The 22,535-nt window shown below is 69.4% G+C and carries 27 protein-coding genes; 14 read left to right on the top strand and 13 right to left on the bottom strand.

Translation table 11 applies throughout. From position 1 onward, the window contains the following. Together A5702_RS07585 and A5702_RS07580 are read left to right on the top strand one after the other, a co-directional pair. The coding region (locus A5702_RS07585) for an isochorismate synthase MenF (protein WP_156669519.1) at positions 1-653 on the top strand (653 nt) is incomplete at its 5' end. After that, entirely contained in the window at positions 650-1,126 is a 477-nt protein-coding gene (locus tag A5702_RS07580; RefSeq protein WP_067821912.1) for a GNAT family N-acetyltransferase, read from the top strand. The genes A5702_RS07585 and A5702_RS07580, both read left to right, overlap by 4 nt. Here A5702_RS07580 and A5702_RS07575 read toward each other — a convergent pair. Further along, the gene (locus A5702_RS07575) at positions 1,078-1,551 is read right to left on the bottom strand and encodes a hypothetical protein (RefSeq protein ID WP_067821924.1); all 474 of its coding nucleotides are present in this window, start codon (positions 1,549-1,551) and stop codon (positions 1,078-1,080) included. The genes A5702_RS07580 and A5702_RS07575 overlap by 49 nt on opposite strands. Positions 1,552-1,621: 70 nt before the next feature. On the opposite strand from A5702_RS07575, the gene A5702_RS07570 reads away from it, so the two are divergent. Together A5702_RS07570 and whiB1 are read left to right on the top strand one after the other, a co-directional pair. Beyond that, positions 1,622-2,593 (top strand): diacylglycerol kinase family protein, encoded by a 972-nt coding sequence (locus A5702_RS07570; protein WP_067821914.1) that lies wholly within the window; start codon positions 1,622-1,624, stop codon positions 2,591-2,593. 280 nt (positions 2,594-2,873) lie between these two features. Continuing rightward, a complete protein-coding gene (gene whiB1, locus A5702_RS07565; protein ID WP_007168139.1) occupies positions 2,874-3,128 on the top strand; it encodes a transcriptional regulator WhiB1 in 255 nt (84 codons plus the stop codon). A 59-nt stretch (positions 3,129-3,187) separates the two neighbouring features. Here the strand turns inward: whiB1 and A5702_RS07560 are convergent, their stop codons facing one another. Together A5702_RS07560 and A5702_RS07555 are read right to left on the bottom strand one after the other, a co-directional pair. Further along, complete coding sequence (locus tag A5702_RS07560; protein WP_055399029.1) at positions 3,188-4,687, bottom strand: sensor histidine kinase; 1,500 nt, start codon at positions 4,685-4,687, stop codon at positions 3,188-3,190. Between the two features lie 58 nt (positions 4,688-4,745). Continuing rightward, positions 4,746-4,961 (bottom strand): biotin/lipoyl-binding carrier protein, encoded by a 216-nt coding sequence (locus A5702_RS07555; RefSeq protein WP_044512934.1) that lies wholly within the window; start codon positions 4,959-4,961, stop codon positions 4,746-4,748. Positions 4,962-5,145: 184 nt separating this feature from the next. Between A5702_RS07555 and A5702_RS27235 the strand changes: the two genes are divergently transcribed. Then, positions 5,146-5,220, top strand: coding sequence for a 50S ribosomal protein bL37 (locus tag A5702_RS27235; protein ID WP_011728008.1), 75 nt, complete (start codon positions 5,146-5,148; stop codon positions 5,218-5,220). Between the two features lie 6 nt (positions 5,221-5,226). Here the strand turns inward: A5702_RS27235 and rsrA are convergent, their stop codons facing one another. Both rsrA and A5702_RS07545 read right to left on the bottom strand, forming a co-directional pair. Beyond that, entirely contained in the window at positions 5,227-5,529 is a 303-nt protein-coding gene (gene rsrA / locus A5702_RS07550; RefSeq protein WP_055399031.1) for a mycothiol system anti-sigma-R factor, read from the bottom strand. Next, complete coding sequence (locus tag A5702_RS07545) at positions 5,526-6,173, bottom strand: sigma-70 family RNA polymerase sigma factor (RefSeq protein WP_055399033.1); 648 nt, start codon at positions 6,171-6,173, stop codon at positions 5,526-5,528. The genes rsrA and A5702_RS07545 overlap by 4 nt, the downstream gene beginning before the upstream one ends. A gap of 301 nt (positions 6,174-6,474) precedes the next feature. Between A5702_RS07545 and A5702_RS07540 the strand changes: the two genes are divergently transcribed. Both A5702_RS07540 and A5702_RS07535 read left to right on the top strand, forming a co-directional pair. Then, positions 6,475-7,323 carry an NAD(P)-dependent oxidoreductase gene (locus A5702_RS07540; RefSeq protein ID WP_055399035.1) on the top strand — a complete coding sequence of 283 codons (849 nt, stop codon included), beginning with the start codon at positions 6,475-6,477 and terminating at the stop codon, positions 7,321-7,323. A 63-nt stretch (positions 7,324-7,386) separates the two neighbouring features. After that, positions 7,387-7,824, top strand: coding sequence for a YbaK/EbsC family protein (locus tag A5702_RS07535; protein ID WP_231965012.1), 438 nt, complete (start codon positions 7,387-7,389; stop codon positions 7,822-7,824). Here the strand turns inward: A5702_RS07535 and A5702_RS07530 are convergent. Genes A5702_RS07530 through A5702_RS07520 form a run of 3 tightly spaced genes read right to left on the bottom strand, consistent with a single transcriptional unit; the run spans position 7,821 to position 11,881 of the window. Beyond that, the gene (locus A5702_RS07530; RefSeq protein WP_055399039.1) at positions 7,821-8,675 is read right to left on the bottom strand and encodes an alpha/beta fold hydrolase; all 855 of its coding nucleotides are present in this window, start codon (positions 8,673-8,675) and stop codon (positions 7,821-7,823) included. The two genes, A5702_RS07535 and A5702_RS07530, sit on opposite strands and share 4 nt — an antisense overlap. Then, the gene (locus A5702_RS07525; RefSeq protein WP_067821917.1) at positions 8,676-10,367 is read right to left on the bottom strand and encodes an alpha/beta hydrolase; all 1,692 of its coding nucleotides are present in this window, start codon (positions 10,365-10,367) and stop codon (positions 8,676-8,678) included. It abuts the gene before it with no gap. 2 nt (positions 10,368-10,369) lie between these two features. Beyond that, positions 10,370-11,881: a long-chain fatty acid--CoA ligase gene (locus tag A5702_RS07520; protein WP_067821919.1), complete on the bottom strand. Its 1,512-nt coding sequence runs from the start codon at positions 11,879-11,881 to the stop codon at positions 10,370-10,372. Between the two features lie 142 nt (positions 11,882-12,023). Between A5702_RS07520 and A5702_RS07515 the strand changes: the two genes are divergently transcribed. Then, positions 12,024-13,250 (top strand): CdaR family transcriptional regulator, encoded by a 1,227-nt coding sequence (locus tag A5702_RS07515; RefSeq protein WP_067821921.1) that lies wholly within the window; start codon positions 12,024-12,026, stop codon positions 13,248-13,250. 11 nt (positions 13,251-13,261) lie between these two features. Here the strand turns inward: A5702_RS07515 and A5702_RS07510 are convergent, their stop codons facing one another. Continuing rightward, positions 13,262-13,834, bottom strand: coding sequence for an HdeD family acid-resistance protein (locus A5702_RS07510; RefSeq protein ID WP_055399044.1), 573 nt, complete (start codon positions 13,832-13,834; stop codon positions 13,262-13,264). A gap of 124 nt (positions 13,835-13,958) precedes the next feature. Here A5702_RS07510 and A5702_RS07505 point away from each other — a divergent pair, with 124 nt between their 5' ends. Next, positions 13,959-14,207: a hypothetical protein gene (locus A5702_RS07505; RefSeq protein WP_055399162.1), complete on the top strand. Its 249-nt coding sequence runs from the start codon at positions 13,959-13,961 to the stop codon at positions 14,205-14,207. On the opposite strand, the gene A5702_RS07500 is transcribed toward A5702_RS07505, so the two are convergent. Continuing rightward, entirely contained in the window at positions 14,204-14,965 is a 762-nt protein-coding gene (locus A5702_RS07500) for an SOS response-associated peptidase (protein WP_055399046.1), read from the bottom strand. The genes A5702_RS07505 and A5702_RS07500 overlap by 4 nt on opposite strands. Positions 14,966-15,009: 44 nt before the next feature. Between A5702_RS07500 and aroA the strand changes: the two genes are divergently transcribed. Further along, positions 15,010-16,293 carry a 3-phosphoshikimate 1-carboxyvinyltransferase gene (gene aroA / locus A5702_RS07495; RefSeq protein ID WP_156669518.1) on the top strand — a complete coding sequence of 428 codons (1,284 nt, stop codon included), beginning with the start codon at positions 15,010-15,012 and terminating at the stop codon, positions 16,291-16,293. Continuing rightward, positions 16,290-17,270 carry a ribosome small subunit-dependent GTPase A gene (gene rsgA / locus A5702_RS07490; protein WP_055399048.1) on the top strand — a complete coding sequence of 327 codons (981 nt, stop codon included), beginning with the start codon at positions 16,290-16,292 and terminating at the stop codon, positions 17,268-17,270. Before aroA ends, rsgA begins: the two co-directional genes overlap by 4 nt. Here the strand turns inward: rsgA and A5702_RS07485 are convergent. Beyond that, a complete protein-coding gene (locus A5702_RS07485; RefSeq protein ID WP_068219602.1) occupies positions 17,257-17,730 on the bottom strand; it encodes a helix-turn-helix domain-containing protein in 474 nt (157 codons plus the stop codon). The genes rsgA and A5702_RS07485 overlap by 14 nt on opposite strands. 94 nt (positions 17,731-17,824) lie before the next feature. Here A5702_RS07485 and A5702_RS07480 point away from each other — a divergent pair, with 94 nt between their 5' ends. From A5702_RS07480 to A5702_RS07470, 3 genes are read left to right on the top strand one after another with little or no spacing between them, the layout of a single operon-like run. After that, positions 17,825-18,997 (top strand): thiolase family protein, encoded by a 1,173-nt coding sequence (locus A5702_RS07480; protein WP_067815645.1) that lies wholly within the window; start codon positions 17,825-17,827, stop codon positions 18,995-18,997. 7 nt (positions 18,998-19,004) lie between these two features. Continuing rightward, complete coding sequence (locus A5702_RS07475; protein WP_068219598.1) at positions 19,005-20,093, top strand: NmrA family NAD(P)-binding protein; 1,089 nt, start codon at positions 19,005-19,007, stop codon at positions 20,091-20,093. After that, entirely contained in the window at positions 20,090-20,575 is a 486-nt protein-coding gene (locus A5702_RS07470) for a DUF302 domain-containing protein (protein ID WP_068219595.1), read from the top strand. The genes A5702_RS07475 and A5702_RS07470 overlap by 4 nt, the downstream gene beginning before the upstream one ends. Here the strand turns inward: A5702_RS07470 and A5702_RS07465 are convergent. Both A5702_RS07465 and A5702_RS07460 read right to left on the bottom strand, forming a co-directional pair. After that, a complete protein-coding gene (locus A5702_RS07465; protein WP_067815636.1) occupies positions 20,572-21,108 on the bottom strand; it encodes a hypothetical protein in 537 nt (178 codons plus the stop codon). The genes A5702_RS07470 and A5702_RS07465 overlap by 4 nt on opposite strands. Positions 21,109-21,127: 19 nt before the next feature. Continuing rightward, the coding region (locus tag A5702_RS07460) for an NAD(P)/FAD-dependent oxidoreductase (protein WP_068219592.1) at positions 21,128-22,535 on the bottom strand (1,408 nt) is incomplete at its 5' end.

The following is a 22,535-nucleotide window of genomic DNA, read 5'->3' as shown; positions in this document are numbered from 1 at the left end:
ACCTGACCGCCGCCGGCGGCGACTACGCCGGCGCGGCGCTGGTCGGCGCCAGCCCGGAGCTGCTGGTGGCGCGGTCCGGGGACCGCGTCACCTGCCGGCCGTTCGCCGGGTCGGCCCCGCGCGCCGCCGACCCGCAAGCCGACGCCGCCAGCGGCGCCGCACTGGCTCATTCGGCCAAGGACCGCCACGAGCATCAGCTGGTCATCGAGACCATTCGGGCCGCCCTGGAGCCGCTGTGCGACGAGCTCACGGTCGCCGCCGAGCCGGAACTGAGCCGCACCGCGGCGGTGTGGCACCTGTGCACACCGATCAGCGGCCGGCTCCGCGACATATCAACCACCGCAATCGATTTGGCCCTGGCGCTGCACCCGACCCCGGCGGTCGGCGGGGTGCCGACCAAGGCCGCCCTCGAGCTCATCGCCGAGCTGGAGGGCGACCGCGGCTTCTACGCGGGGGCGGTGGGCTGGTGCGACGCCCGGGGCGACGGCCGCTGGGTGGTGTCCATCCGCTGCGCGCAGCTGTCGGCGGACCGCCGCACCGCGCTCGCCCGCTCCGGCGGCGGCATCGTCGCCGAATCCGACCCCGACGAGGAAGTCGCGGAAACCACAATCAAATTCGCCACAATTCTCAACGCATTGGACGTCGAGCAATGACCATTCGCCGCGCCAGGCCCGACGACGCCGCCGCGATCGCCGAAATGATTCACGCGCTGGCCGAATTCGAACGCGCCGCGAATCAATGCACGGTCACCGAAAAACAAATTGCCGCAGCGCTTTTCGGTGCGACGCCGACGTTGTTCGGGCACGTCGCGGAGGTCGACGGGGAGATCGGCGCGATGGCGCTGTGGTTCCTCAACTTCTCCACCTGGGACGGCGTGGCGGGCGTCTACCTCGAAGACCTGTTCGTGCGCCCGGGATTTCGCCGCCGCGGCCTGGCCCGCGCCCTGCTGGCCACGCTGGCGGCCGAATGCCTCCAAAACGGCTACACGCGGTTGTCCTGGGCGGTGCTCAATTGGAACGCCGACGCCATCGCGCTGTATGACGGCGTCGGTGGCGAACCGCAGCGGGAGTGGACCACCTACCGGTTGTCGGGCCCGCGGTTGGCCGAGCTGGCGGAGTCGCCCTGATCGCCGCCGGCGGCCCAGCGCAGGCCCGCGGGGCTGAAGAGCAGGCCCAGCACGACCAGCGCCGCGATTCCCGCGGGAATCCCGAAGCCGGGCCGGTGCGAATCGACGGTCAGGTACCAGGCCACCGGCCCCAACAGCAGCTGGGTGATCACGGCCAGCCCACGCCCCCAGCGCTTTCCGCGCAGGAGCGCGCGACCGGCGGCCAGTACCACCGCGCCGATCAGGACGAAGAAGACCGCCGTTCCCTGGGCGTACCACCCGCTCGCCGGGGAGCCGTTGACCACGTGCTGGTCGGACCCGGCGATGCCGCGCACCACCAGCACCGCCGCCATGACCAGGGCGGCCGCTCCCTGCGCCAGCACCAGGACCCCGGCGCCGCGCACGGCGGCCGGGGCGGAGCCGTGGTTGTCGCGGAAGACTGTCACCCGCGTCAGCGTAGTCACGCGCGCGGGCTCCACAGCCGGGTCTTACCGACCCCGCATAAGCTCGTGCTTCATGCGCGCCGTGCTGATCGTGAACCCCACAGCCACCTCCACCACGCCGGCCGGTCGCGACCTGCTGGCGCACGCGCTCAAGAGCCGCCTGCAGCTCACCGTCGAACACACGAACCACCGCGGTCACGGCACCGAGCTGGCGGAGAAGGCGGTCGCCGACGGTGTCGACCTGGTGGTGGTGCACGGCGGCGACGGCACCGTGAGCGGGGTGGTCAACGGCCTGCTCGGCCGTCCGGGCGCGACGTCGGAGCCCACCGGCCCGGTGCCGGCGGTAGCGGTGGTTCCCGGCGGTTCGGCGAACGTGCTGGCGCGGTCGCTGGGGATCTCGCGCGACCCGGTGGCCGCCACCAACCAGCTCATTCAGCTGCTCGACGACTACCGCCGCCACCACACCTGGCGCCGCATCGGGCTGATCGACTGCGGTGAGCGGTGGGCCGTGTTCAACACCGGGATGGGCGTCGACGCGGAGGTCGTGGCCGCGGTCGAGGCCGAACGGGACAAAGGCGGCAAGGTCACCGCCTGGCGCTACATTCGCGCGGCGGTGCCGGCGGTGTGGGGCTACACCCGCCGCGAGCCCATGCTGACCCTCGAACTGCCCGGCCGCGAACCCATCACGGGGGTGAGCTTCGCGTTCGTCTCGAACTCCAGCCCCTGGACATTCGCCAACGAACGGCCGGTATGGACCAACCCCGGCTGCACCTTCGAATCGGGGCTCGGGGTGTTCGCGCCCCTGAGCATGAAAACGATCCCCACCCTGCGCATCGTGCGCCAGATGTTCGCCAAGCACCCCAAGTTCGCGTTCGACCACCTGATCACCGACGACGACGTGCCCTGCCTGCGGGTCACCTCGACCGGCGGCCCGGTCGCCTGCCAGTTCGACGGGGATTACCTCGGCGTGCGCGAAACCATGACGTTCCGGTCGGTCCCGGACGCACTGGCCGTCGTCGCACCCCCGCGCAAAAGCACCGTCTGACCTGCGCAAACGAAGCGGCCCCGGGCCAGGCGGCGAAGACGTTTCCCGAGATCGGCCAGTCAGTGTAGTACAACGGAGTAATGGCCCGGCTACCGAACGATCGAAGTGAGATAGCCCACGAGCTAACGCACGCTATTGACATCTGTTGGGCCTGTGAAACGATCGAAAGGTTGCATGCAGAAATTTAGATAGGGGTACGGACCCTTTTCTTGTGCACGCGTTAACAGCCGAAGAAATTGGCCGTGCGCCTTGCTGCGCACTCAGTGAGGAGTAACTACTTATGGATTGGCGCCACAAGGCGGTCTGTCGCGACGAGGACCCGGAGCTGTTCTTCCCGGTAGGGAACAGCGGCCCGGCGCTCGCGCAGATCGCTGACGCGAAACTGGTCTGCAATCGGTGCCCGGTGACTACGGACTGCCTGTCGTGGGCCCTGAACACCGGTCAGGACTCGGGCGTCTGGGGCGGCATGAGCGAAGACGAGCGGCGCGCACTCAAGCGTCGCAACGCCCGGACGAAGGCCCGTAGCGGAGTCTGACTCGGTTAGACCCAACAGTGCGGCCTCGACGAAAGTCGGGGCCGCGCTGTTGTGTGCGCCTATAAAACCAGCCGGGCCCGCCGGCCGATCGGCACCCGCAACACCACATCCGTGCCGCGGGCCGGGGCCTGCCGCATGCCCAGCGTGCCGTCGAGTTCCGCCGACACCAGCGTCCGCACGATCTGCAGGCCGAGGCTGTCGGACGTCTCCAGGCTGAAGCCTTCCGGCAGCCCGCGGCCGTCGTCGTGGACCACCACGTCGAGCCAGCGCGCCGAACGCTCGGCCCGAATGGTCACCGAGCCCTCTTCGGAGGACGGGTCGAAGGCGTGCTCGATGGCGTTCTGCACCAATTCGGTGATCACCATGATCAGGGCCGTAGCCCGGTCGGAGTCCAGCACGCCCAGGTCGCCCACCCGGTTGATCCGGATCGGCCGGTCCACCGACGCCACGTCGTTCATGATCGGCAGGATCCGGTCGATGACCTCGTCGAGGTTGACCTGCTCGTCCACCGACATCGACAGCGCGTCGTGCACCAAGGCGATGGACGAGACCCGGCGCACCGACTCGATCAGGGCCTCGCGCCCCTCGGCGTTGACCGTCCGCCGGGCCTGCAGGCGCAGCAGCGCCGCCACGGTCTGCAGGTTGTTCTTCACCCGGTGGTGGATTTCGCGGATCGTGGCGTCCTTGGAGATCAGGGCGCGGTCGCGGCGCTTGACCTCGGTCACGTCGCGGATGAGCACCGCCGCCCCGGCGCTGGCGCCGTCGACCACCAGCGGCAGCGTCCGCAGCAGCACCGTGGCGCCGCCGGCGTCGACCTCCATGCGCATGCTGCGCCCGCCGGCCAGCAGGTCGAGGACGTGCTCGGCCAGCTCCTGCGCCTCGAACGGGTCGGAGACCAGCGGGCGGGTCACCTTGACCAGGTTGCGGCCCTCCAGCTCGGTGGTCAGGCCCATCCGGTGGTAGGCCGACACGGCGTTGGGGCTGGCGTAGGCGACGACGCCGTTGACGTCCAGGCGGATGAAGCCATCGCCGGCCCGGGGGGTGGAGCGCGACATGACCACGTCCCCCACGTCGGGGAACGTGCCCTCGGCGAGCATGTGGACGAGATCGCCGGCGCAGTCGCGGTACGCCGTTTCCAGCTGGCCGGACGCGCGGTCGGCGGCGACGGCGGTCTGGTGCCGGGTGAGCACGGCCACCACCTGGCCGCCGTACCGCACCGGGGAGGCCTCGACGTGCGGGCCGGGCAGCCACGAATCCCGTTGTGCCGCATCGTGATCCCGCTGCGCCGTGCCCGAGTCGAAGGTTCCGGCGACGAGCGGCAACCGGTCGGCGGCGACCACGCTGCCCACCGAGTCGGTCAGCAGCACGGTGGGCGCGGTGTTGGGCCGGCACTGCGCCACGCACACCAACGTGCCGTCGTCGCGGCGAACCCACATCAGATAGTCGGCGAACGACAGGTCGGCCAGCAGCTGCCACTCGCCCACCACCGCGTGCAGGTGGTCCACGGCGTTGCCCGGCAGCACGGTGTGTTCGGCAAGCAGATCACCGAGAGTCGACATCACTCACTCCCCGGGCCATCCCCCGGCTGGACAAGAAGGCTTCAAGATCTTTCGTGGGCTAGCTGATCACGGCAATCAGGTCGCCGGCCTGGATGACATCGCCCACCGAGACGCTCACCTTGCTGACGGTGCCGTCGACCTCTGCCAGGACGGGAATCTCCATCTTCATCGACTCCAGCAGCACCACGACGTCGCCTTTGCCGATCTGGTCACCCTCGTTGACTACGACTTCGAGCACGCTGGCCACGATCTCGGCGCGCACATCCTCGGCCATCTTCACCCCACTCGTTTCGGCCATCGCGCAGGCTGGCTGCTGGTCCATCAAGCTTCCGTCAGGCTCGGGTATATCGAACCACAGGCCCCCGCCGCACCGCGGCGCACGGGCCCCGACAGGCCGTGCGAGAATGTGAGGCAAGCTAACGGGCGCCGGACGCCCGCAATCAACGGAGGATTCCAACATGGCCAAACGGGGCCGGAAGAAGCGCGACCGCAAGCACAGCAAGGCCAACCACGGCAAGCGGCCCAACGCCTGAGGATCGCTACTGCGATTCCCGGATGATGGTGGTCCGGCGGATTTCCAGGCGTAGCCGCTCGCGCAGGCCCTCGGGGGCCTTCTCGCCCTTGCATTTGGTGGCGATCAGCGCCTTGATCCGCTCCTCGAGGCCGTAGTGCTTGAAGCAGCCGGGGCACGCCTCGAGGTGCCGGCGCAGCTGGTCGCGGGATTCGGGTGTGCATTCGCCGTCGAGCAGGAGCCAGACCTGGCGGATCACCTCGGCGCAGCCGACGGCGCCGTGGGCGTCGTCGTTGGGGCACGTGTCGCTGGAGCCGGAGAACTCGCTCATGACGACACCTCCTCGTGCGCCTGCTGGCCGCGGTTGAAGCCCCGCTCCTTGGCCACGTCAGCTAACAGCGAACGCAGTTGACGCCGGCCGCGGTGCAGCCGTGACATTACCGTCCCGATGGGCGTATCCATGATCTCGGCGATTTCCTTGTACGGAAAACCCTCGACATCGGCGTAGTAGACGGCCATCCGGAACTCTTCCGGCAACGCCTGCAACGCTTCCTTGATCTCGTTGTCGGGCAGCGCCTCGAGTGCCTCCACCTCGGCCGAACGCAATCCGGTGGACGAGTGCTCGGCGTTGGACGCCAGCTGCCAGTCGGTGATCTCCTCGGTCGGGTACTCCGCCGGTTGCCGCTGCCGCTTGCGGTAGCTGTTGATGTAGGTGTTGGTCAGGATCCGGTACAGCCACGCCTTGAGGTTGGTGCCGGCCCTGAACGAGCGGAAGCCGGCGTAGGCCTTCACCATCGTCTCTTGCAGCAGGTCCTCGGCGTCGGCGGGATTGCGGGTCATGCGCAGCGCACCGCCGTAGAGCTGGTCAAGCAGGGGAATCGCGTCGCGCTCGAAGCGCGCCATCAGCTCCGCGTCCGTCTCCTGCGCCGCGGGATCGGGCAGCTCCGCTGCGGTGGCGCCGTCGATGTCGGCCATGTCGAGTACCCCGGTCCCTTCTGCTGCGGTGTCACCGGGCAGCGCTGAAAGCGCCACCGGGCTCGCAAAGCAAGCCAACTGCTCGGCACCCATTGGACGGTCCAACAGGCTCGTCGCCGCTGACACCAAACCGCTCCTCCCAATCTAGAGGCTGCCACCGACACTGTCCGCCCGGGTGCGCCCGCATGACTTTTGAGACCGACAGTGTCAACAGCGGGGGCCGACGTGCTATTTCCCGGCGCCATTCTGGGCCGCCTGTCCCCCGATCGGGCCGCCGGCGGCCGGGCGTTACTGTGACGCCATGTCTCTGCAAGGCAAAACCATGTTCATCTCCGGCGCCAGCCGTGGCATCGGCCTGGCGATCGCGAAACGCGCCGCCCAAGACGGCGCCAACATCGCCCTGATCGCCAAGACCGCCGAGCCGCACCCGAAGCTGCCGGGCACGGTCTACACCGCCGCCAAGGAGCTCGAGGAGGCCGGCGGGCAGGCGCTGCCGATCGTCGGGGACGTCCGCGATCCGGAGTCCGTCGAATCCGCGGTGGCCAAGGCCGTCGAGCAGTTCGGCGGCATCGACATCTGCGTCAACAACGCGTCGGCGATCAACCTGGGGTCCATCACCGAGGTGCCGATGAAGCGGTTCGACCTGATGAACGGCATCCAGGTGCGCGGTACGTACGCGGTGTCGCAGGCCTGCATCCCGCACCTGAAGGCCGCGGACAATCCGCACATCCTGACGCTGTCGCCGCCGGTGTTGCTCGGCAAGGAGTGGCTGAAGCCGACCGCCTACATGATGGCCAAGTTCGGTATGACGCTGTGCGCGCTGGGGATCGCCGAGGAGATGCGCGACGCCGGCATCGCGTCGAACACGTTGTGGCCGCGCACGCTGGTGGCCACCGCCGCGGTGCAGAACCTGCTCGGCGGTGACGAGGCGATGGGTCGCGCCCGCAAGCCCGAGGTGTACTCCGACGCGGCCTACGTCATCCTCAACAAGCCCGCCCGCGAGTACACCGGCAACATGCTGCTGTGTGAGGACGTGCTGCTGGAGTCCGGCGTTTCCGACCTGTCGGTGTACAACTGCGTGCCGGGCGGGCAGCTGGGCGTCGACTTCTGGGTCGACGGGGTCAACCCGCCGGGGTACTCGGGCCCCTAGTCGGGCCGAGCCCTGACGCCCCACGCCGCGACGCCCGCGCTGGCGGCGCTGGCGAAAGCCGGTGTGCCGCACGAGGTCGTCGCCTTCGACCATGATCGCCGCGAACGCTCGTTCGGCGCGGAGGCGGTCCACGCGCTGACCGACCGCGGCATCGCGCCGGAGCAGATCTTCAAGACGCTGGTGATCACGGTGCCGGGCGGGCTCGCCGTCGCGATATTGCCGGTGCCGCACCGGCTTTCACTGAAGGCGGCCGCCGCGGCGCTCGGGGTGGCCAAGGCCGGCATGGCCGAGCCCGCCGCCGCCGAGCGGGCCACCGGCTACGTGGTGGGCGCGGTGTCGCCGTTCGGGCAACGCAGGACCCTGCCGACCGTGCTGGACGCGGGCGCCCTCGCCTGGGATCGGGTGTACTGCAGTGCGGGCCGGCGCGGCTGGGACGTCGGCGTTTCGCCGCAGGACCTGATCCGGTTGACGAATGCGGTCACCGCGGACATCCGCGCCTAGGCCCGCTCGCCCGCCTCGCTCAGAAAGCCCTCGATCACGGGGGCGAGTTCGGTCGCGTTGTGCACGATGTCGATGTGACCGCCCGAATGCAGGTGCAGCATCGCATGGGGCAGCAACCGGTGCAGGATGTGGGCGTTGGCCACCGGGATGATCGGGTCATCGGTGCCCGCGACGATCAGCGTCTCCTGCCGCACCGCGGGCAGCGCGAACAGGCTCGTCCAGACCGCCCCGGCGAGCAGTTGGTGCAGGTAACCCATCTTCGAACCGGCGTGCAGCTGCCGCACGAACAACTTGGCCACGTCTTCCCCGTGAGCGCGGACGGTGCCGCCGTAGAGGTCACCGGCGATCGCCGCGGCGTAGTTGGGATCCGAGAACCGGCGCGGGGTGGCCATTTTCGCCAACACGAACGGGCTGGCGGGCACCATGAGAACGCCGGTGCCCGTCGCCACCAGCACCATGCGCCGGCAGCGGCGCGGATTCTGGAACGCGAACTGCTGCGCCAGCGCGCCGCCCCAGGAGAGCCCGAGGATGTCGACAACGCCCATGTCGAGTTTGGACAGCACCCGCCCCAGGACCCAGGCCAGGTAGGGAAACCCGTACGGCAGCGGCGAGGTCGGCGATCCCCCGGTCCCCGGCACGTCGAACCTCACCACCGTCATCGGCAGCTGCTCGACCAGCGGGTCGAGCACCTCCAGGCTGGCCCCGATGCCGTTGCACAGCACCAGCGGGACGCCCGTTCCCGGGCGGATGTTCACCCGGATTCGCTGCCCGCCGGTGTTGAGGTAGCGCTCCTGGCCCACCGTGCTCGGCTGGACCACCCGCAGGCGCCTCTGCTGTGGGCTACGCTTCATTCACTTCTCCATCACGTAGCCGCCGGGAGCGGGGCCGAGCGGCGGGAGCCCTTTGCCGCCAAGGGCTTTCGGGGCGTTGACCTCCGGGCCGCTGCGCTCGGCGAGCCATTGCACGTAGTCCGGCCACCAGGAGTCGCTGGACTTCTGCGACGATTCGAGCCATTCTTGCGGATCCTCCGCGTCGACCGGACCGGTCCGGTACGAAGCCTTGGGGTTGCCCGGCGGGTTGACCAGCGCCGCGATGTGGCCGCTGGTGGACAGCACGTAGCGGTTGTCCTTGCTGCCGAGCAACCGGGCGCTGCGATAGGTCGCCTGCCAAGGGGAGATGTGGTCGGCCACGCCGCCGACGATATACGCGTCGGCGGTGACCTTGCCGAGGTCGACCGGACTGTTCAGCATCGTCAGCGCGCCCGGGGTGACGAGCGCGTTGCGCACGGCCATCAGCACCATGTCGCGGTGCAACGCGGCCGTCATCCGGGTGGTGTCGGCGTTCCAGAACAGCACGTCGAACGGCGCCGGCTTGCGGCCCTGGACGTAGTTGTTCACCCAGTACCGCCACACCAGGTCGGTGGGCCGCAGCCAGGCGAACATCTCCGCCATGTCGCGGCCGTCCAGGTACCCCTTCCGGCTCGAGACCCGGATCGCCGCGTGGGCCGCGCGGTCGCTCATCACCGCGGCGGCCAGCCCCGCCCGGTTCTCGTCCAGCACGGTGACCGACAGGTTGAGGCCCGCCACCCGGTCACCCTCGCCGATGTCGGCCAGGTGGGCCGCCGTCATCGCGGCCAGAATGCCGCCCGAGCAGGTGGCCAGCAGGTGGGTGCGGTCGGTGCGGGCAATCTTCTGCACGGTGTCCATCGCCTCGATGATCGCCGCGCCGTAGGCGTCGAAGCCCCAATCCCGGTGTCGCTTTTGTGGATTGCGCCAGGAGATGACGAACACCTGCTGGCCCTGCGCGACGAAGTACTCGATCATGCTGCGCCCGGGCGCGATGTCCATGATGTAGTACTTGTTGATCACCGGCGGCACCAACAGCAGCGGCACCTCACGGACCTTCGCGGTTTGCGGGGCGTATTGGATCAGTTCGAACATGGACGTCCGCAGCACGACCGCCCCCTTGGTGAGGGCCAAGGTTTCGCCCACCGCGTAGGCGTCGGGTTCGACCATCGCTGGCACCCGGGGCTTCGAAAGCATGTCCCGCGCAAAGGCTTTCAGGCCTCGCGCCGCGCTCAGCCCGCCGGTGTCGATCATCGCCTTCCACCCCAGCGGGCTGATCAGCGGGTTGTTGCTGGGGGCCAGGCCCTCGACCAGGTTGTCGACGACGAAGCGCATCCTCTCCTGGTCGCGCCAGTCCAGCCCGGCGTCGGCGAGCAGTCCCTCGGCGGTCTCGGCGCCGGCGAGGTAGGCCTGCATGATCCGGCGCAGCACCGGATTCTGCTCCCACGCCGGGTCGGCGAATCGCTTGTCGGCCCGGGCCGGCGCCCGGTGCGAGTTGCCCGCCGCGACGGCGCCGAGCTCGCGGGTGAGCGCCCCGATCCGGCCGGCCACCGCGCCGGGCTGCCTGGCGAGGCTGACGGCGAAGCGGGTCCAGGTGTCGTCGGGCAGCATCCGGCTGGCGAACGGCTTGGTGGCGCTCGTCAAGAGCAGGTCGAGCGGGACGGCGAGCTCTTCGGCTTTGGCGGTTTGGGTGGCCATGGTTATCGCGTGCTTTCTGTTGCGGGAACGGTGATGTCGCGCTTCTGGACCTTGCCGGTCGGTCCCTTGGGCAGCTCGTCGACGAGCCAGACCAGGCGCGGGTATTTGTAGGCGGCGACCCGGGTTTTGACGTAGTCGCGGAGTTCCTCCGGGGTCGCCTCGGCGCCCTCCTTGAGCCCCACGGCGGCGCCGACCTCCTCGCCGAGGTATTCGTTCGGGACGCCGATGACGGCAGCCTCGGCCACCGCCGGGTGCTCGTAGAGCACTTCCTCGATCTCGCGCGGATAGACGTTGTAGCCGCCGCGAATGATCAAGTCCTTTGTGCGGTCGACGACGTAGAAGTACCCGTCTTCGTCGACGCGGCCGACGTCGCCGCTGTTCAGCCAGCCGTCGGACGTGATGGTGGCCTGCGTCGCGTCCGGCAGGTTCCAGTAGCCCCTCATCACGTTGTGGCCGCGGATTTGGATCTCGCCCACCTCGCCCTCGGGAACCTCGCTCCCGGCCGGGTCGACGACCCGCATCTCGACACCCTCGACCGGCGTGCCGATCGAACCCGCCTTGCGCGGCCGCTGCGGGTGGTTGAAGGACGCCACGGCGGTGCTTTCCGACAGCCCGTACCCCTCTAAAACCGCGCAGTCGAATGCCCGCTCGAAGTCCGTGAGGACCTGGACGGGCAGCGCCGCCCCGCCGGAGGCGCAGGCGCGCAAGCTTCGCAGCGCGCCGTTCAGGGCCCTATCCGCCACGCCGAGCAGCGCCGAGTACATCGTCGGCACCCCCTCGAAGATCGTGACAGCGTCACGCTCGATCACCTCGACGGCCTTCACCGGGTCGAAGCGCGGAATGAGCGTCAGCATCGCGCCGGCGCGCACCGACACGTTGAGCCCGCAGGTGAGGCCGAAGACATGGAAGAGGGGCAGGCAGCCCATCACCACGTCATCCGGGCCCAACTCGAGCAGCGTGGTCACGCCGACGTCGGCGTTGTGCCGAAGATTGTCGTGGGTGAGCATGGCGCCCTTGGGTTTTCCGGTGGTGCCGGAGGTGTACACGATGACCGCGACCTCGTGGCCGCCGCGCTCCACCGCGGTCTGTTGCTCCGGCACCTCGGCGATCAACTCCATCAGGCCGGCGTCATCGACCAGCCAGCACCGCGCCCCGACGTGCGCGGCGGCCGCGGTGGCCTCGCCGGCGAAGTCCGGTGTGGCGAACAGCGCGGCGGCGCCGCTGTCCGACAGGCAGTAGGAGATCTCCCGCTCCTTCAGCAGCGGGTTCATCGGGACGGCGATCGCGCCGCGGTACATGATGCCGTAGAACGCGAGTGCGAAGGCCGGTGTGTTGGGCAGCATCACCCCGACCCGATCCCCCGGACGGATCCCGGCCCGTTCCAGCAACGCCGCCACCCGCGCGGCGGCGGCGTGGAATTCGGCGAAGGTGAATGTCAGGTCGTCGTAGCGCAGCGCGATGCGCTCGGGGTGCCGTTGCATCGACGAGACGAGGTTGGCGCTCAAGGTGGTCATGGGACGCTCCGGGAAGTGTTGCAGTGCTTGTTTAAAGCGTGATCCCGTGGCCCTGACGCCACAATGTCCGCGCTAACAACAACCGGGCCCGTTTGGTGTTACCGCCCACATTCGCCCGGGCGCTGGCCTAGGGTTTTCCGGTATGGGTTTGGCATCGAAACCCCGCTCGGCGCAAGGTGGCGCCGGAGTCGACCCGCAGGTGGTCAGGCTGGGCAGGCTGATGCTGGCCCGGGCCCCCGAATTGGGCAAGGCGATGGCCGAGGTGCTGTGCCGTGAGATCGACGCGTATCGCGACGGCGGCCTGGTGACGACGGATCAGGTCGCCGAAAGTTGCTCGGCCAACGTCACTTTCATCTTCCATGCCCTCGCCGGCGACGCCGACGTCGACGTTGCTCCGGCCGAGCGGACCGGCGCGGAGCGCGCCATGGCGGGTGTCCCCCTACCGGCGGTCATGACCGCGTACCGGATCGGTTTCCGGTTCATGTGGGAGCAGACGCTCGCCACCGCCCGGGCCGAGCACATACCCACCGATTCGATCCTGGACGCGACCGCGCGGGTCTTCTTCGCCCAGGAGACGTTCACCGACGCGATGAGCGGCGCGTACCGCCAGCAGCTCACGGCGCAGATGTTTCAGCGCGAGGAAGAGCGGTCCGCTTTGGTCGAAGCGCTCTTGTCGGGCCGGATGACCGGCGCGCACAGCCTCTGGGAGGCGGCCGAGCTACTGCGGCTGCCCACCGGGGGCCCGTACGTCGTCGTGGCCGCGGAACTGCCCGCGATCGGCAGGGCCGGCCTGCCCTCGATCGAGAACAAGCTGTGGGCCCGCGACATCCGCTCGGCGTGGCGGCTGCTGCCCGACCTGCAAGCCGGAATCGTCCACGTTCGCAATCCGGGGCCGTCCGGCACGCTCGGCACCCTCGTTGAGGTGCTCGGGCACACGGCGACGGCCCGGGTGGGGATCAGTCCGGTGTTCCAGGAGCTGACCGAGACCACCGGCGCGCTGCGCTTCGCGCGAATCGCCCTGAGCCAGAAGCGATCGGAGAACTCACTCGTCGCGGTCTTCGACGGCACCCCGCTCGCGGTCGCGGCGGTCAGCGCGCCCGAGGTGATGGGCAAGATCAAGTCGGAGCTGCTGCGGCGGGTGGACGAACTGCCCGCCGAGGAGCGCGCCGTGTTGCTGCAGACCTTCGGCGCCTGGCTGCAGGCGGGCGGCTCCGCTAACGACACCGCGGCCCGAATCTACTGTCACCCCAACACGGTTCGGCACCGGCTGCGCCGGATCGAGGAGTTGACCGGCCGGTCGCTCTCGCGGCCCACGGAGCTCGCGGAACTATGCCTGGCCTTCGAGATTGACCGACAACTTCCTGGCTGAGTGGCGGACCGTCACGCCCGAAGCCGGCTGCGGATCTGCAGCGCGCTGATGACGTCGACGATGCCGATGGCGATCAGCCAGCACCCCGCGACCAGGGTCAACACCGCGAGCGAATCCTGCGGATAGATGATGAGCACCCCGCCGCCGATGATGATGATCAGCCCGGAAATGACCTGCCATCCGCGGCCGGGCAGGTGGTCGAAGGACAGCGCCGCGGCGAGCAGGCTCATCCCACGGAACACCCAGCTGATCCCGATCCACAGTGCCAGCAGCCAGGCCGCCTCGAACCTGTCCCGGAAGCAGAAGAAGCCCAGCACCAACGACACGACGCCGGTCAGGAATGCCAGCACGCGCATCGCGGCACCGGTGTGCGCGCCGAAGGCGGCGAACACGTAACCAATTCCGGAAACCACGAGGTAGATGCCGAACAGCACCCCGGCCACGAACAGGGTCTTGCCGGGCCAGGCCAGGACGATGACACCCAGCGCCACGGCGAGGATGCCGATGAAGAGAACCAGCTGCCATGCGCTACGGGCAAGTTGCTGCAGCGGGCCCTCGAAAACAGCTTTTTCGGTGGTTGTCATGCCAATATGCTCCGCCGTCCCAGAGCAACGGCAACAGGGCCTTTCGGACACAATTCGGTATCGCGTACCTGCATCGGCCGTCACCGCAAAAAGCCCTTGTGATCGCCCGTTTACGCATACCGTTATCGGCATGAAGCGATCAATCAACAGATCTTTCGCTGCCGGTGTGCTCGCGTTCGCCGGCTTGCTGACCGTCGGCGTCGGAACCAGCACCGCCGACACCATCCAAACCGAGGGCAACTACCCGACCCGGGCGGCCTGCCAGGACGCCGGGCCGGGCGTGAAGGCCTCGACGCCGGGCAACTGGAACAACTTCTGGTGCGTCCCGGACCGCAACATCAACGGCAACTGGAAGCTGGTCCTCAGCAACTAAAGCAGTGTGGCCTGTTCGGGCTCCGGGTCGGCCGGCTCGAGCAGCTGCGGCCCGTTGTTGCGCACATTGTTGACCAGCGTGGAGACCTCGCGCATCCGGATGGCGCGCACATCGGGCGGCCGGGTGAGCAGTTCTTCGTCGATCGGGGCGTCCGGGTCCAACCAGCGGTCCCAGTCGCGCTCGGGCATCACCAGCGGCATCCGGTCATGGATCTCGGCCAGCTCGCCGGGCGCGTCGGTGGTGATGATCGTGCAGCTCAGCAGCGGCGAGCCCTCCTTGGCCGGTTTCCACACCGACCACAGCCCCGCCATGAACAGCGGCTCGCCGTCCTCGCGGTACATGAAGAACGGCGTCTTGCGTGATTTCTTGCCGCCGGCCGGTTCGTTGACGCGCCATTCGTAGTAGCCGTCCATCGGGATCAGGCACCGCTTCGACTTGGCGCTGGACCGGAACGCGGGCGAGGTGGTGACCTTGTCGGCGCGGGCGTTGATCAGCATCGGGCCCTTGGTCTCCGGTGCGCCGTCGGAACCGGCCTTGATCCACGGCGGCACCAGACCCCAGCGCATCAGCCGCACCCGGCGGGTGGGGTCGTCGTCGGGGTCGGTGTGGCGGGTCACGACGGTCGCGATGGTCGTCGTCGGGGCCACGTTGTAGTTGGGCGCCCCGGCGTTCTCCGAGGCGCCGGTGGCCTCGTCGATCGCCTTGATCTTCTGGGCCAGCAGCGCCGGATCGGTGGTGACCGCGAACCGTCCGCACATACCTTCCATAGTGGCATTGCCTGCCGACACGCCATGATGGACCGGTGAGCATGTGGACGGCCCCCGACGCGCCGAAACCGGTCCACGCGACCGTGACCGTTCCGGGCTCGAAGTCGCAGACCAATCGCGCGCTCGTGCTGGCCGCCCTGGCCGCCGCGCAAGGGCACGGCGATCCGACGATCAGCGGGGCGCTGCGCAGCCGGGACACCGACCTGATGATCGGCGCGCTGCGCGCCCTCGGCCTGCGCGTCGACGGGTCCGGGTCCGAGCTGACGGTCGGTGGCCGGATCGCCCCCGGGCCCGACGCGCGGGTGGATTGCGGCCTGGCCGGCACGGTGCTGCGGTTCGTGCCGCCGCTGGCGGCGCTGGCCGAGGCGGTGGTCGAGTTCGACGGCGACGAACAGGCCCGCGCGCGGCCGATCGCGCCGTTGCTCGACGCCCTGCGCGGCCTCGGCGTGCCGATCGAGGGCGCCGGCCTGCCCTTCCGGGTCCACGGCGGCGGATCGGTCGCCGGCGGGACCGTGGACATCGACGCCTCGGCGTCCTCGCAATTCGTGTCGGGGCTGCTGCTGTGCGCGCCGTCGTTCACCGAGGGCCTGACCGTGCGGCACACCGGTGCGACGCTGCCGTCGGCGCCGCACATCGCCATGACGGTGGAGATGCTGCGGCAGGCCGGCGTCGACGTCGACGACTCGGTGCCCAACCGCTGGCGCGTGCGGCCCGGCCCGGTCGCGGCCCGGCACTGGGAGGTGGAACCCGACCTGACGAACGCCGTTCCCTTCCTGGCGGCCGCCGTGGTCAGCGGCGGAACGGTGCGCATCACCGGCTGGCCGGACACCAGCGTGCAGCCCGCCGATCACATCCTGACCGTGCTGGGCAAGCTGAATGCCACTGTCAATCAAGGCGATTCGTTCCTCGAGGTGCAGGGGTCCGCGACGTATGACGGCTTCGACGTCGACCTGCGCGCGGTCGGCGAGCTGACCCCGTCGGTGGCGGCGCTGGCCGCGCTCGCGACCCCGGGCTCGGTGTCCCACCTTTCGGGCATCGGGCATCTGCGCGGCCACGAGACGGACCGGCTCGCGGCGCTGAGCGCCGAGATCAATCGCCTGGGCGGCGACTGCGCCGAAACGCCCGACGGCCTGGTGATCACCGCGACCCCGCTGCGCCCAGGCGTGTGGCGGGCCTACGCCGACCACCGGATGGCGATGGCGGGCGCGATCGTCGGGCTGCGGGTGGCCGGCGTCGAGGTGGACGACATCGGCTCCACCTCCAAGACGCTGCCGGAGTTCCCGGAGCTGTGGGCGGACATGCTGGGGTCCGATATTTGAGGCCCGGCGATTACGACGAGTCCGACGTCAAGGTCCGCTCCGGCAGGGGCTCGCGACCGCGCACCAAGACTCGTCCCGAGCACGCCGACGCCGAGGCCGCGATGGTGGTCAGCGTCGACCGGGGCCGCTGGGGATGCGTGCTGGGCGGCGACCCGCAGCGGCGGGTCACCGCGATGCGGGCCCGGGAACTTGGCCGCACGCCGATCGTCGTCGGCGACGACGTCGACGTGGTGGGTGATCTGTCCGGGCGGCCGGACACGCTGGCCCGAATCGTCCGGCGCGCGGAGCGGCGAACGGTGTTGCGCCGCACGGCCGATGACACCGATCCGACCGAGCGGGTGGTGGTCGCCAACGCTGACCAGTTGCTAATGGTGGTGGCGCTGGCCGACCCGCCGCCGCGCAGCGGCCTGGTCGACCGGGCGCTGATCGCCGCCTTCGCCGGCGGGCTGACACCGATCCTGTGCCTGACCAAGACCGACCTCGCGCCGCCCGAGCCGTTCGCCGAGCAGTTCGTGGACCTGGACCTGACGGTGGTCGCGGCGGGCCGAGACGACCCGCTGCTCGCGGTGGCCGACCTGCTCGACGGCAAGATCACGGTGCTGCTCGGGCATTCGGGCGTCGGCAAGTCCACGTTGGTGAATCGCCTTGTGCCGCAGGCGGAACGGGCGGTCGGCGAGGTGACCGACATCGGCCGGGGACGGCACACCTCCACCCAGTCGGTGGCGCTTCCGCTCGCGACGTCGGGCTGGGTGATCGACACCCCGGGCATCCGCTCGTTCGGGCTGGCCCACATCGAGCCCGACGACGTGTTGATGGCATTCTCGGATCTCGCCGAGGCGATCGAGGACTGCCCGCGCGGCTGCGGACACATGGGACCGCCGGCCGACCCCGAGTGCGCGCTCGACACCCTGTCCGGCCCCGCCGCCCGCCGCGTGGCCGCGGCCCGCCGGCTGCTGGCCGCGCTCAATCAGGCTTAGCCAGCCGCACACCGAGCTCGTCGGGCGGCACCAGATGCCCCTCGGTGCAACGCATCTGGACCTCCGCGTCGGCGCCGCAGCCCACGTGCGTCAGGCGCAGCCGGTGCCGCCCCGGCAGGTGCCGCCGGCCCCACTCGAACATCGCCCACACCACCGGCATGAAGTCGATGCCGGCCTCGGTGAGCACGTACTCGTCGCGGCGGCGCTGCCCGGGCTCGTGGTAGGGCTGCCGCTTGAGCAGCCCCAGCTCGACCAACTCGGACAGCCGCGCCGCGGCGGCGGCCTTGGTGATGCCCACCCGGCGGGTGAAGTCATCGAACCGCGTGGTGCCGTAGTACGCCTCGCGCATGATCAGCATCGCGGACTTGGTGCCCACCACCGACATGGTCTTCTCGATCGCGCACTCGCCGACGGCCGACCAGGCATCGCGGTCGGCCAGCGGTCCCTGCAGCAGTGTCATAGATCACCTCCCCGGCTGGGTTGCTTTTAGTGTACCCAGATGTTTACCTGAGTACAGAAATCTATACCTAGATGCTGGGACTCGAGGAGGAGCCATGAACCGCGACGCCGTCATCGTCGGAGCCGTCCGCACGCCCATCGGCAAGGGCAAACCCACCGGCGCCCTGCACGACGTGCTGCCGGCCGACCTGCTGGCGCACAGCCTGCGGGAAGTGGTGGCCCGCACCGGCGTGGACCCGGGGCAGATCGACGACGTCATCGCCGGAGCCGTCGCCCAGGTCGGCGACCAGGCCGTGAACATCGCCCGCAACGCGCTGCTGGGCGCGGGATTCCCGGAATCGGTTCCCGGCGTCACGATCGACCGGCAGTGCGGCAGCAGCCAGCAGGCCATCAGCTTCGCCGCCCAGGGCGTGATTTCCGGCGCCTACGACCTCGTCGTCGCCGCCGGTGTGGAGTCGATGGGCCGCGTCCCGATGGGCACCTCGGTGCTGCCGGGCAGCAACCCGTTCGGCGACGACATGACGCGGCGCTACCCCGACGGCCTGGTGCCGCAGGGCATCAGCGCCGAACTGATCGCGGCGCGCTGGGGCTTCTCGCGCACCCAGCTCGACGAGTTCTCCGCCGCCAGCCACGACAAGGCCGCCCGCGCCACCAAGGACGGGCTGTTCGACAACGAGCTGATCGGAATCGCCGGGCTCGCCACCGACGAATTCATCCGCCCCGGCACCACCGTCGAGACGCTGGCCGGCTTGCGGCCCGCGTTCTACAGCGAGGCCATGAAAGCCCGCTTCCCCCAGATCAATTGGGAGATCACCGCCGGCAACTCCTCGCCGCTGTCCGACGGCAGCGCCGCCGTGCTGATCACCACCAGCGACACGGCCAAGAAACTGGGCCTGCGCCCGCTGGCCCGCATCCACACCACCACCGTCGTGGGCTCCGATCCGCTCTACATGCTGACCGGGGTCATCCCGGCCACCGAAAAGGTGCTGAGCCGCGCCGGGCTGACGCTGGCCGACATCGACCTGTTCGAGGTGAACGAGGCCTTCGCGCCCGTCGTCCTCGCCTGGGCGCACGACACCGGCGCCGACCTGGCCAAGACCAACGTGAACGGCGGCGCGATCGCGATCGGCCACCCGCTGGGCGCCAGCGGCGCGCGCATCATGACGACGCTCGTGAACGCTTTGGAGCAGCGCGGCGGGCGGTACGGGCTGCAGACCATGTGCGAGGGCGGCGGCATGGCCAACGCCACCATCATCGAGCGGTTGTGAGGCGACGATGTCCCCGCACAAAACCTCGAAGATCTTCGTCATCGGCGGCACCGGCGCCCAGGGCATGCCCGTCATTCGCGCCCTGGTCGCCGACCAGAAATACTCCGTTCGATTCCTCAGCCGCGACCCGGCGTCCCGGCGGGCCAAGGAGCTGCTCGCCCTCGACAACGTCTCCGCCCTGGAAGGTTCGTTCGCCGACGAAGCGACGCTGCGCGAAGGGTTCCGCGGCGCCGACGGAGCGTTCGTCAACATCGACGGGTTCAACACCGGCGAGAAAACCGAGATCTATTGGGCGATGCGCGCTTACGAGATTGCCGTCGAAGAGGGCATCAAGTTCTTCGTCTACGGAAACCTCGACTACGGGCTCAAGAAGTCGGGGTATGACTCCAAGTTCCGCACCGGCCACTATGACGGCAAGGGCCGCGTGGGTGAGTGGATCCTGTTTCAGAATCGGGTGAACGGAAACCGAATGGGCGCGGCGGTGTTCACGACGGGCCCGTACATCGAGATGGTGATTTCGCCCGGCACGCCGATGGCACCCACGATCGAGGACGGCGTGGTGACGTGGCGGGTTCCACTGGGCGAGGGAGCCGTACCCCACGTGGCTCTCGAAGACTGCGGCTATTACGTCCGTTGGCTTTTCGACCATCCCGAGCGCGCGAACGGCCTCGATCTCGAAGTCGCCATTGACCAGATCCGCTACGCCGATCTTGCCGCGGCGTTCGAGAAGGTCACCGGGCATCCGGCCCGCTACATCGACACCGATCTGGACACCTACTGGCGCGAGGGTCCCCTCAGCAGGGCCGCGGACGCGCCCGCCGGGTACAACGCGGACCCGAACGACAAGAGCACCATGAACATCCGCGACAACTTCACCGGGTTCTGGAACTTGTGGAGGTACGAGGTCATCAAGCGCGATTACGCCCTGCTCGACGAGATTCACCCGCATCGGATCAGGAGCGCCGAGGAATGGCTCCGCCGAGAGGACGAGTCGGGAAGGGCGCTGGGCAAGGGCGGCCTGTGGGAACGGGTTCAACCGGAGAACCGGACGCCGATCCTCAAGATCGGCGAGGACCGAAGGACGGGGAGATTATGACCGAGACCGTTTTCAACGGCGTGCGCGTGCGCTACGAGAGCGCCAAGAGCTACGACGAGATGCTCGCCGCGCTCCTGGCCGACATCGGCGAGCGGCCCGTCCCCATCAACGACATCGCGGCGAGCACCGACGGCTGGGACGCTTACCGGCAGCGCGTCGAAACGCACGTCGGGCCCAGCGGATTCATGCTGTTCGGCGCCTTCGACCACGGGGCGTGGATCGCCAAGGCCGGCATCGACCGCAAGGTGACCCGCGTCGTTCTCGGCAACCCGCTGATCGCGATCACGATGCTGCGCCACGACGTCACCGCGGGCCTGTTCGCCCCGGTCGAGCTCCTGATCACCGACGAGGGCCCAGGCAGCAGCCTGACCTACGTCAAGCCGTCGTCGCTGATGGTCGTCGAACCCAACCCCGAATTGCTCAGCGCCGCACTGCAACTCGACGCCAAGCTGGCCGCGCTGGCCGAAAAGGTGACCGGCTAGAGCCAGCCGGTGCGGGCGGCCGCGACCGGCTCGGGCGGCGACGGAGCCAACTCCCCGTCCCGCACGCCGTCGAGCATCCGTTTCACCGCGGCCACGATCTCCGGGGCGGCCGCGGCCAGACCGGCCTTGTCGGCCTCGGGAACTGCGTCGGGATCGACGCCGGCCCGCGCCAGCACGGCGGCCGGGTCGGCCAGCTGATCGGCCAACCAGGCCACCGGGTCGGCGGACAGCTCCGGGACGAAATGCCGGCGGCCGGGCTCCCAACCGTCGAACCGCGGGTGGTGATGGGCTCGGTCCAGCGTGCCCGGCGGGCTCTCGGTGGAGCCGAACAGATCGACCCGCCACACCGGGCGGTTGAACCCGATCGGGACGCCGGCGTAGATCGAGCCCTGCGGCTCGTCCCTGTCGACGAGGCGCAGTTCCAGCCGCACGCCCCGCTCCGGCGTCTCCTGACCCTCGAGCGGGCGCGGGTCGACGAAAAACATGTCGCCGACGACCACACCCATGGTTTCGAATCCGAACGCTGCGAGCATGCCTTGCAGCGTAGTCCCGTCAGGCGCCGACCTTGCTGGCCGCGCGTTCCGGCAGGACCACCTCGTAGTCCGCCAGCGCCACGGCCCTTGTGCGGCGCTGGTATTCGTGCACCAGCCCCGGCCAGTTGGTGGTGACCCGGCCCGAGGCGGTGCGGTACCAGGAGTCGCAGGTGGTCCACACGCCGGCGTCCAGGCGGGCCTGGACCTCCGCGTCGTAGGCCTGTTCCACGTCGGCCCGCACCTCGAACGCGCGCCCCACGCCGCCGCGGGCGAGCTCCTCGGTGAGCTGACGGATATAGCGGGCCTGCTGCTCCATCATCAGGATGATCGAGCTGCTGCCCAGGTTGGTGTTCGGCCCGTAGATCAGAAACATGTTCGGGAAACCCGGCACGGCCATGCCCAGATGGGCGCGCGCACCGCCGGCCCATTCGGCGTGCAGGTCACGGCCGTCGCGGCCGGTGATCGTCATCGGGGCCAGGAATTCGGTGGCCTTGAACCCGGTGCCGTAGATGATGACGTCGACCTCGTGCAGCCGGCCGTCGGCGGTGCGCACCCCCGCCGGCGTCACCTCGCTGATCGCCTCGGTCTCGACGTCGACGTTGTCGCTGGCCAGCGCCGGATACCAGTCGTTGCTGAACAGCACGCGCTTGCACCCGATCGGATAGTCGGGGGTGACCTTGGCCCGCAGCACCGGATCCTTGATGTGCCGCTTGATGTTCGCCGACGCGACGATGCCGATCAGCCGGGCGAGCGGGGCCACCCTGGTCAGCGCGAGGCCGAAGAACTCCGAGATCTCCCAGATCAGCCCCCGCATGGCGGCGGCGAACCCCGGCGCCTTGGCGAACGCGGTGTGGTGCGCTTGGGTGTAGGCGCGGTCCGGCTTCGGGATGATGTACGGCGCGGAGCGCTGAAACACGGTGACGCGCCCCGCGGTCTGGCGGATGCGCGGGACGAACTGGATCGCCGACGCGCCGGTGCCGAGGACCGCGACGCGCTTGCCGGTCAGGTCGACGTCGTGGCGCCACTGCGCCGAATGGAACGAGGGGCCCGCGAACGTGTCGAGTCCCGGAATGTTCGGGAACGCCGGCCGCGACAGCTGGCCCACCGCGGGCACCAGCACGTCGGCCTCGCGCGTCGCGCCGTCCGACGTCGTCACCCGCCAGGTGGCGGTGTCGTCGTCGTAGCGCGCCGAGGTGACCTCCACCCCGGTGCGGACCAGGTCCCGCAGGCCCAACCGGTCGGCGGTGTCGTGTATGTAGCCGAGGATGTCGGGCTGCTCGGCGTACCGCCGCCCCCAGTCCGTCTTGCGGGCGAAGGAGTAGGAGTACAGGTTGGACGGGACGTCGCAGGCCGCACCGGGGTAGGTGTTCTCCCGCCAGACACCGCCGATGTCGTCGGCCTTCTCCAGCACCGTCACGTCCGCGAGA

Source organism: Mycobacterium sp. E3339 (assembly GCF_001666915.1).
GTDB lineage: Bacteria > Actinomycetota > Actinomycetes > Mycobacteriales > Mycobacteriaceae > Mycobacterium.
Note: the sequence above shows the minus strand (reverse complement) of the source record. Positions and strands in the feature narration are given on the sequence as shown.

Bases quoted from the DNA above. Each gene is read 5' to 3' on its own strand.
- A5702_RS07510 (WP_055399044.1), bottom strand. From the start codon at position 13,834: ATGACAACCACCGAAAAAGCTGTTTTCGAGGGCCCGCTGCAGCAACTT.
- A5702_RS07480 (WP_067815645.1), top strand. From the start codon at position 17,825: ATGAACCGCGACGCCGTCATCGTCGGAGCCGTCCGCACGCCCATCGGC.
- A5702_RS07520 (WP_067821919.1), bottom strand. From the start codon at position 11,881: ATGACCACCTTGAGCGCCAACCTCGTCTCGTCGATGCAACGGCACCCC.
- A5702_RS07485 (WP_068219602.1), bottom strand. From the start codon at position 17,730: ATGACACTGCTGCAGGGACCGCTGGCCGACCGCGATGCCTGGTCGGCC.
- A5702_RS07525 (WP_067821917.1), bottom strand. From the start codon at position 10,367: ATGGCCACCCAAACCGCCAAAGCCGAAGAGCTCGCCGTCCCGCTCGAC.
- A5702_RS07570 (WP_067821914.1), top strand. From the start codon at position 1,622: ATGCGCGCCGTGCTGATCGTGAACCCCACAGCCACCTCCACCACGCCG.
- A5702_RS07470 (WP_068219595.1), top strand. From the start codon at position 20,090: ATGACCGAGACCGTTTTCAACGGCGTGCGCGTGCGCTACGAGAGCGCC.
- A5702_RS07465 (WP_067815636.1), bottom strand. From the start codon at position 21,108: ATGCTCGCAGCGTTCGGATTCGAAACCATGGGTGTGGTCGTCGGCGAC.
- A5702_RS07545 (WP_055399033.1), bottom strand. From the start codon at position 6,173: ATGGCCGACATCGACGGCGCCACCGCAGCGGAGCTGCCCGATCCCGCG.
- A5702_RS07555 (WP_044512934.1), bottom strand. From the start codon at position 4,961: ATGGCCGAGGATGTGCGCGCCGAGATCGTGGCCAGCGTGCTCGAAGTC.
- A5702_RS07540 (WP_055399035.1), top strand. From the start codon at position 6,475: ATGTCTCTGCAAGGCAAAACCATGTTCATCTCCGGCGCCAGCCGTGGC.
- whiB1 (WP_007168139.1), top strand. From the start codon at position 2,874: ATGGATTGGCGCCACAAGGCGGTCTGTCGCGACGAGGACCCGGAGCTG.
- rsrA (WP_055399031.1), bottom strand. From the start codon at position 5,529: ATGAGCGAGTTCTCCGGCTCCAGCGACACGTGCCCCAACGACGACGCC.
- A5702_RS07560 (WP_055399029.1), bottom strand. From the start codon at position 4,687: ATGTCGACTCTCGGTGATCTGCTTGCCGAACACACCGTGCTGCCGGGC.
- A5702_RS07515 (WP_067821921.1), top strand. From the start codon at position 12,024: ATGGGTTTGGCATCGAAACCCCGCTCGGCGCAAGGTGGCGCCGGAGTC.
- A5702_RS07475 (WP_068219598.1), top strand. From the start codon at position 19,005: ATGTCCCCGCACAAAACCTCGAAGATCTTCGTCATCGGCGGCACCGGC.
- A5702_RS07500 (WP_055399046.1), bottom strand. From the start codon at position 14,965: ATGTGCGGACGGTTCGCGGTCACCACCGATCCGGCGCTGCTGGCCCAG.
- A5702_RS07530 (WP_055399039.1), bottom strand. From the start codon at position 8,675: ATGAAGCGTAGCCCACAGCAGAGGCGCCTGCGGGTGGTCCAGCCGAGC.
- A5702_RS07580 (WP_067821912.1), top strand. From the start codon at position 650: ATGACCATTCGCCGCGCCAGGCCCGACGACGCCGCCGCGATCGCCGAA.